The organism is Burkholderia sp. AU38729 (assembly GCF_020419725.1).
Classification (GTDB): Bacteria; Pseudomonadota; Gammaproteobacteria; order Burkholderiales; family Burkholderiaceae; genus Burkholderia.
In genome coordinates, this window is the sequence record NZ_JAIZQO010000017.1 from 73,768 (window position 1) to 81,782 (window position 8,015).

The 8,015-nt window shown below is 63.4% G+C and carries 8 protein-coding genes and 1 pseudogene; 5 read left to right on the forward strand and 4 right to left on the reverse strand.

From position 1 onward, the window contains the following. Positions 1-96 precede the first annotated feature (96 nt). The 3 genes from LGM56_RS33645 to LGM56_RS33655 form a co-directional block, all read right to left on the reverse strand. A complete protein-coding gene (locus LGM56_RS33645) occupies positions 97-621 on the reverse strand; it encodes a c-type cytochrome (protein ID WP_226207919.1) in 525 nt (174 codons plus the stop codon). Beyond that, positions 614-1,888, reverse strand: coding sequence for a sulfite dehydrogenase (gene soxC / locus LGM56_RS33650; RefSeq protein ID WP_226207920.1), 1,275 nt, complete (start codon positions 1,886-1,888; stop codon positions 614-616). Before soxC ends, LGM56_RS33645 begins: the two co-directional genes overlap by 8 nt. 140 nt (positions 1,889-2,028) lie before the next feature. Then, positions 2,029-3,213, reverse strand: coding sequence for a porin (locus tag LGM56_RS33655; RefSeq protein WP_226207921.1), 1,185 nt, complete (start codon positions 3,211-3,213; stop codon positions 2,029-2,031). Between LGM56_RS33655 and LGM56_RS33660 the strand changes: the two genes are divergently transcribed. The 3 genes from LGM56_RS33660 to LGM56_RS33670 all read left to right on the forward strand — a co-directional run bounded on the left by LGM56_RS33660 (position 3,157) and on the right by LGM56_RS33670 (position 5,086). Beyond that, positions 3,157-3,576 carry a hypothetical protein gene (locus LGM56_RS33660; RefSeq protein ID WP_226207945.1) on the forward strand — a complete coding sequence of 140 codons (420 nt, stop codon included), beginning with the start codon at positions 3,157-3,159 and terminating at the stop codon, positions 3,574-3,576. The two genes, LGM56_RS33655 and LGM56_RS33660, sit on opposite strands and share 57 nt — an antisense overlap. Positions 3,577-3,696: 120 nt before the next feature. Further along, positions 3,697-4,041, forward strand: a complete 345-nt coding sequence (locus LGM56_RS33665; RefSeq protein WP_071336123.1) for a DUF3088 domain-containing protein — start codon at positions 3,697-3,699, stop codon at positions 4,039-4,041. 46 nt (positions 4,042-4,087) lie between these two features. Continuing rightward, positions 4,088-5,086, forward strand: coding sequence for an ABC transporter substrate-binding protein (locus tag LGM56_RS33670; RefSeq protein WP_226207922.1), 999 nt, complete (start codon positions 4,088-4,090; stop codon positions 5,084-5,086). Positions 5,087-5,221: 135 nt separating this feature from the next. On the opposite strand, the gene LGM56_RS33675 is transcribed toward LGM56_RS33670, so the two are convergent. Then, positions 5,222-5,794: a hypothetical protein gene (locus LGM56_RS33675; protein ID WP_226207923.1), complete on the reverse strand. Its 573-nt coding sequence runs from the start codon at positions 5,792-5,794 to the stop codon at positions 5,222-5,224. Positions 5,795-5,979: 185 nt separating this feature from the next. On the opposite strand from LGM56_RS33675, the gene LGM56_RS33680 reads away from it, so the two are divergent. Together LGM56_RS33680 and LGM56_RS33685 are read left to right on the forward strand one after the other, a co-directional pair. After that, the gene (locus tag LGM56_RS33680; protein ID WP_226207924.1) at positions 5,980-7,101 is read left to right on the forward strand and encodes a DUF2827 domain-containing protein; all 1,122 of its coding nucleotides are present in this window, start codon (positions 5,980-5,982) and stop codon (positions 7,099-7,101) included. A 320-nt stretch (positions 7,102-7,421) separates the two neighbouring features. Then, a pseudogene (locus tag LGM56_RS33685) lies at positions 7,422-7,689 on the forward strand (integrase core domain-containing protein); the annotation flags it as partial. Between the last annotated feature and the right edge of the window lie 326 nt (positions 7,690-8,015).

Here is an 8,015-nt window from a genome sequence, read left to right on the forward strand (position 1 = left end):
CGGGTTGGACAGGGTCCGGACGACAACGCTCGGCACGCGCGGCGGCGAATCGCTCGGGTGTCATGCACGATGTGCGTGCGCGCGGTTCGAGCCGCGTCATAGCGTGCCGGGCCTCGGATCGGGCACGAACCCGTCGCGGTTCGGCATCCGCACGCGTGGCAGCGTGCGCGCGTCGAGCCGTGCATCGGCGGGCACGATGCCGTTCAGATGGAGGACATACGCGGTGACCGCATAGACTTCGTCCGCGCTCAGCGATTGCGGCGCGTTGTACGGCATCGCGCGGCGGATGTAGTCGAACAGCGTCGTCGCGTACGGCCAGTAGCTGCCGACCGTCTTTTTCGGCTTCGCGCTCGCGAGCGAGCCCAGTCCGCCGACGAGCGGATCGCCGACGCCGCCTTCGCCGCCGGCGCCGTGGCACATCGCGCATTTGTCCGCGAACACGTGAGCGCCGCGCGCGACCGTGCCCGAGCCGGGCGGCAGGCCGCTGCCGTCGGGCGCGACGTCGATGTCCCACGCCGCGAGCGCCGCACGGTCGACCGGCTGGCCGAGACCGTAGCCCGCGCCGAATGCGCTCGGAACCAGCAGGGATGCAACGAGCAGGCAGGCAAGCGGCTTACGCATTGCGCACCTCGCCGTCCGCGCCGACGCGCCAGTTCTGGATGCCGTTGTAGTGGTACTGCGAATTGACGCCGCGCACGGCGACGAGCGCCTCGCGGGTCGGCTGCACGTAGCCGGTGTCGTCGGTGGCGCGGCTTTGCAGGTCGGCGGGCTCGCCGTTCCAGATCCAGTCGGCTTCGAAGCGCGTCAGCGCGCGATCGCGCACGTCACCCGCGAGTCGCGCGGGCCGCCAGGTGCGGCCGCCGTCGGTCGAGACGTCGACCGCGCGAATCCGGCCGCGTCCCGACCACGCGTAGCCGCCGATCGGGTAATAGCCGTGCGCCGCGAGCCGATGGCCGGCCGACGGCCGCGTGATGACCGACTTCGCATCCATTTCGAACACGAACTGGCGGGCGCAGCCGCCGGGCAGCAGGTTCGTGTATTTCGACGTTTCCTCGCGCGTCATCTCCGGCGCGCGCACCAGCTTCAGCCGCCGCAGCCACTTGATGTTCGTGTTGCCTTCGAAACCCGGCACGATCAGCCGTACCGGATAACCGTTCTCGGGGCGCAGCCGTTCGCCGTTCTGCGCATAGACGACGAGCGCGCGCTCGAGGATCCGGTCGAGCGGCAGGCTGCGTGTCATCGCCGCGCCGTCGGCGCCTTCGGCGAGCAACCAGCGTGCGTCCGGATCGATGCCGCTTTCGTCGAGCAGCGTCGACAGCCGGACGCCCGTCCATTCGCAGCACGACAGCAGCCCGTGCGTGAACTGAACGGGCAGCCCGCTCGGGCCGTTCCATTCGCTGCCGGTGTTGCCCGAGCATTCGAGGAAGTGGATCCGCGACTCGGACGGAAAGCGCAGCAGGTCGTCGATCGTGAACACGCGCGGCTCGCGCACGAGGCCGTGCACGACGACGCGGTGACGCTGCGCATCGATTTCCGGCACACCCGCATGATGACGCTCGTAGACGAGGCCGTTCGGCGTGATGTCGCCGAACAGGTCGGCGAGCGGCGTCATCGACGAGCCTGAGCCGGGCAATGCCGGCGTGCGGGCGCTGCGGCGGATCACGTCGCGTTCGTGCGGCCCCGGCATGCCGTAGGGCGGCGACAGTAGCGGCGCACCCGGTTCGCGGGTCCATGGCGGCACGTCGAGCGGGGAGAGCGGGGCGGGCGGCTGGCTAGCCAGCGCGCTGCCGGCAGGCAGCATCGCTGCCGCCCAGCCGCCGGCGAGCCGGCGCAGTGCCGCGCGCCGGCCGCTGCGCGGTGGATGGGGCGGGAAACGGGAGTCGGTCATGGTCGAACGCGTATCGTGCGCCGGGGCAGCACGCGGGGAAACGCCCATTCTCGGCAACCGAACCCGGTGCGACAAACAACGATTCCCGCTTTGCTTATCGCACCACGCTGCACCGCGCCCGATGCGCCCGATGCTCGCCGTCAGAACTTCACGCGCAGCCCGCTGACGAACGCGACCTGGCGGTTCGTCGACGACGCGCTGCCGATGTTCGAGATCGCCGCGATCTTGCGATAGCCGCCCGACGTTGCCGTGCTCGCATCGCCGGCCGCGAGCTGGTAGATGCCGGACAGGTAGATATCGGTGCGCTTCGACAACGCATAGTCGAACCCGAGCGTGAACTGGTGCCAGCGCGGCTTCAGCGTCTGGCCGCCAGTGCCCGGCAGGCCGCTCGCGCGCCCGTCGGTGAACGTATAGACACCGATCAGCGTGGCGGCCGGCGTGAGCTGGTAACGCGCGTTCACGTCGTAGTTGTTGAACTTGCGCGACGAGCCGTCGAGATAATCGAGCTGCGTGTGGCTCCACGCGAAGCCCAGCGTCGCACGGCCGAGCGCGTAGTTCGCGCCCGCCACGCCGATCTGCTGCTTGAGCACGCCGCCGTTCAGCCCGTAGAAGAATCCGCCGCTGTAGTCGTTGCCGGTGGTGGTGGTCGCACCGCCCACCGCGCCGCTCGTATTCGACGTCGAATTCGGGTGATTGATGCGGACATAGCCGGCGCCTACCGACAACGGGCCGTTCACGTAGTTCGCCGACGCGCCCCACGCGTTGTTGTTCGAGAACCCGGTGCCCGCGCCACCGTTGGCCTGGTTGCTGAACGCATAGAGCAGGTCGGCCGTGAAGCCGGCGATCGTGTCGCTGCGGAACTTCACCGCGTTGTTCAGCCGGAAGCTCTGGTTCATGTTGTCGTTGTCGCCCACGTGCGTGGCCGGCGACCAGAAGCCGGACCCCGAGTACTGCGCAACGAGGTCGGTGATCGGCTCGTACTGGCGGCCGAAGGTCAGCGTGCCGAGCCCCTTGCTGGCGAGGCCTACGTAGGCGGAGCGGCCGAACAGGCGGCCGCCCTGGCCGAGCCCGCCGTCGCTCGGCCGGAACCCGCTTTCGAGCGTGAAGACCGCCTGCACGCCGCCACCGAGATCCTCCACGCCTTTCAGGCCCCAGCGGCTGCCGCTCAGCTTGCCGCTCGTCTGCTGGATGTTGCTCGCGCCACCCTGATTGTTCGTATAAGCGAACCCGGCATCGACGACGCCGTACAACGTGACTGAACTCTGCGCATGCGCGCTGACCGAACCGATCGAAACCAAACCCAGGACTACCGTTTTTTTGATCATGACTATCCTCTTTTTTATGGGTACATCTGCGAGGATCACGATCCTATTGATGACGGCGGTGCCGGCGAACGGTCGATCCGTGGTTTGCAAATCGCTGCGCGGCCGATTTGCAATATGCGTTGCCGCAAGCCCTGCATGTGCGCCGCGATCGCGTCCGGCACCCATGCTGCGGCGAACGTATCGCGCGAACGGCGAACGTCGGGCACCGGATACGCGCGGGCGCCGTCATATCGATCGCTGAAATCGTTCGATGTGCGCACTATCTGCGGCCCGGCGCGCGATGTTTTTACGCAACGCCCGCTGTGCGGCGGGCGCCCGATGCGCTACGCGCGGCCGCATATCGATTCCGCAAAACGTTGGTAGGGCCATGCGACGCATGCCGGTAGAGTCGGGCATCCGGCCTCGGGCCGGCATGCTCCGGGAACGGAAGGGCGCCCAAGCGCATTCGTCCCGGCTGAACCACGAACACGGGAGCCGTCTGTCATGAGTCGCGATGTGCTGTTTCTGCTGGAACCGGGCTTTGCCGATCCGAAGCATCCGGGCCAGCGCTTCGTCTGCCCGCATGGACTGTCGATCGAGGGGCTGCTGGCGAGCGCGCCCGATCGCGCGAGTCGAATCGACGTGAAACGTGTCGGCTTCGAGCGGCCGCGGCACGCGGTGATCGACGCGCTCGACGATGCGCACCAGGGGCTGCCGGTCCTCGTGCTCGGCCGTGACCAGCCGGCGCCGGACGATGCACAGACGCTCGGCGACGTGCGCTTCGTCACCGACGCGCGCCGCATCCTCGAACTGCTGGCCGAGCGCCACGGATTTCCGGTGCTGCATTGACGCAGCAATTTTCACTTCCCGTTTGATCGACCGACAGGAGCATCCGATGTCGTCAATTTCGGCGGCACGTCGCCGTTTGCTGCTTGCCGGCGCCGCGGTGGCGGCGGCGCCATGGGCCGCGAAGGCCGCGTTCGCCGCGCCCGCGGTCAACACCGATCTCGCCGGCACCACGTTGCGCGTCGCAACCTACAAGGGCGGCTGGCGCGCACTGTTGCAGGCGGCCGGGCTGGCCGACACACCGTACCGGATCGACTGGCGCGAGCTGAACAACGGCGTGCTGCACATCGAGGCGCTCAACGCGGATGCGCTCGACATCGGTTCGGGCAGCGAAATTCCGGCCGTGTTCGCCGCGCGACAGAAGGCCAACGTGCGGCTCATCACCCGCGTGCGCGAAGACCTGAACAACCAGGTCACGCTCGCGCGCAAGGACACGCCGATCCGCGGCATCGCGGACCTGAAGGGCAAGCGTGTCGGGTACGTGCGTGCGACGACGTCGCACTACTTCCTGTATCGCCAGCTCGCGGAGGCCGGCCTGAGCTTCGACGATATCCAGCCGATCAACCTGTCGCCGGCCGATGGCTTGTCCGCATACGATCGCGGCGACATCGACGCATGGGCGATCTACGGCTACAACGGCCAGCTCGCGCGCAATCGCTACGGTGCACGCGTGCTGAAGACGGGGAAGGGCTATCTGTCGGGCAACTTTCCGGTCTATGCGAACCCGCGCACGCTCGACGATGCGCGCCGTCGCGCGGCGACGGGCGATCTGCTGCTCCGGTTTCGACGCGCGTATGCATGGGCGAACGGGCATTTCGGCGACTATGCGCTCGTGCAGAACCGCGAGACGCGCGTGCCGGTTGCCGATCTCGTCGCGATGTTCGACCAGCGCAGCGAAGACTACGCACTGCTGCCGGTGACGCCCGACGTGGTGGCGCAGCATCAGCAGGTCGCGGACGTGTTCGCGCGGATCGGTGTGCTGGATGGGCCGGCCAATGTCGCGCCGCTGTGGGATACGTCGTTCAACGCGCTGGTCGCGGCGACGTGATCGAGGGCAATGGGAAGGCGGCCGGGTGAGTGGGGGATTGGGGGGCGCACGCGCATTCCGGAAACGCTGCTTTCCCTTCGTGAGCGAGGCTTCGCGCCCTGCGCAGGCCCCGATGGGAGATTTTTCTCGACCGGGTCAGGCGAACGTCGTCGCGACCATGATGCCGAACACGACGCCGATCGCAATCCCGCAGAGCCGGCCGTAAATCGATGCGCGCACATTGTCGTCGAGCACGAACGGCGAGCGTTTGTGCTTCCATACCGTGCTGAATGCGACGGGGCGCGTCAGCAGGGTGATGCATGCGATCAGCACCGGCGTGGCGACGAGCATCGCGATGCGCGGCCCGTTCCAGTCGACGCCGTGCATCGCAAGCGAAACGATCGCGGCAAGCGGAACCTCGACGCACAGGCCCAGCAACGAACCGTTGACGAAGGAATCTCCCGGGGACTGAAACATGATCGGTCCTGGCGTGCGGATGAAATCGGCGCCCGGCTCGAGCTCCCGAAGATAAAAACCATGGCCGTTGCCCAAGGTCGCTCGACCGCATTCGACATTAGCCAGGATGACGGGCGGATAGTACGGCAAATCATTCGCACGTTGGCGGGTATTCAAGCTATTTAACAAATGTGCCGGGTAGGCGAGCATTTTCGCGCTCAGGGCTGTCCGGACATCGTCGACTGGATCCGACGCGATTTCAATCGACAGCACACGGACACGTCAATCGATAACCGCACTTCCTCGAATACGAAACCCTGCGCGCCGCTGTATGGCATGCCGTGCAGGGTCACCCGTGCCGAGCACGCATGTCAGATTTTGACAGTTCTTGACAGCTGGAGACTAGTGCAGCGCTATGATCTAACTCTTTATTGGACGGGCATCCTGGAGAACCTCCCATGAGTTTGGCACGCTCACTCAGCGTCGGTATCACAATTGGCCTTCACCACGCGGCGGAGAGTCTCTGGGTCAACGGCATCAAGCAGAACGCCTTGTATCTGATGAAGCTCTTTCAACACTCGCCTCTTGGCCATCAGGTCACGCTCGTCAACACCACGAACGTCAAGATCACGTCGGAACTTCCATGGGATACCACGCAGTATCCGATTCGCTCGTTCGACGATGCGAAAGACTCGCTCGATGTCCTGATCGAACTCGGGGGGCAAATTGACCAGCAGCAAACCGCGTATCTGCAGGCTCGCGGCACAAAAGTCGTGAGCTACTGCTGCGGTCCGGAATACGTGCACATGATGCAGGCCATGATTTTTGGCAGACGACACGCGGAAACGGTATTCATCAACCAACGTTATGATCAAGTGTGGATCATCCCGCAAGTTGTCGATACCAGCGCGGGCTACTTCAGCGTATTACGGCGCCAGCCGGTTCGTGAAGTCCCGTTCGTTTGGGACCCGATGTGCGTCGAAGAGCGGTCGGCAGCGCTTCCGCATGGCGGGGAGTATCGTCCAACCGGGCAATCGAAGCGCCTCTCCATCATGGAGCCGAATATCGACGTGACGAAGTTCTGCCTCTATCCGCTCCTGATTGCAGAACTGGGCTATCGAAAATTTGGCGAAAAGATAGCTTATGTGCACGCGACGAACACGGAGCATCTTGCAAAAAACAGCCCCGAATTTATTGGCATCGCGTACCACCTCGACCTGGTGCAAGATTCAAAGATAAGCTTTGTCGGTTATTACAACACCCCTCAATTTCTTTCGGAACATACCGACATTGTAATATCCCATCAATCAGGGCTTGCGCTGAATTACTTCTATTTTGATGTTTGCTGGAACGGGTATGCATTGATCCATAACGCATACCTCTGCCGTGAGCTTGGTTATTTTTATAGCGCACAGGACGTGGAGGAGGGCGCTCTGCAACTCGGGCAGGCAATCGATTCGCACGATGAGAAATGGGTTGATTACAAAAATCGGCAGCGCGAATTTATTGGTGGATTTCTGTCGACAAATTCTAGGCAAATCGAGTCGTATGACAGGCTGCTGATCGGTCTTTTTGATTGAATGCGTGGAACTTTGGGGGAGGACTGAGAAAATCGTTGACCGAGGCGAGTGAGATTCGGAATGTGCATGTCGCTGCCGCCTCGAGACCGCTATTGATTGCGAGCCGGTAGCAACAAGTGGAGCGAGATTGGTCTTACCCGTTGAGTGCGCTATTCGCTGATCAACATGCATGACGGGAGCAATATTGCTCATGCTTTAGCACGGTTAAACAATTGATTTTAAATGACTTCCTTGCGAGCGCGGGGAAAAATACTGCAAGAGTTAAAGAAGGCAATATTGGCCATCTGCCGCACAGAGGAAGCAATCGCATTCAGTTGGTGAGCGGGATCGAGCCGTCGGTTGGCAGCCGGGGCGACTGCTACGACAATGCACTGACTGAAACGATCAATGGCTAGTACAAGACGGAACTGATTCATCGTCGTCCCGCTGGAAAACGAGGGAACTCGTCGAACTGGCAACGCTGGAATGGGTGGCCTTATACAACCATCATCGACCGATGGAGCCGCTCGGCTATATCCCCCAGCTAAGGCTGAGGCAAACTACTACAGGCAACTCAGAAATATCGCTGACGTGCCTGCATTAACTTAAATAACCCAGCCTCCACGACTCCCGGCGCGGTTCAACTGCTTGGAGAAATTCCGCATCGCAGAGGAACTGCAAAACGACGCGTGCGCGCCAAGCTGGTGCGATATTTTGGGAAAGCGCGCGAGATTGCGGTCGTGGTCACTGGAGACCATCAGGCGGCGTCATCGGCAATCGAACCTGCTGAAACACGAGAGCTTGCCGACGCCACAACCGTGCGCTGACACGGTCTCAACGCAACGACCGGTCGAGCTTAACCGGCAGCGAGCGCTTCGAGGATGCGCGCTGGTGCTCGTGAGTAGGACGCAAACGACTGAGCCCTGAGATGACCT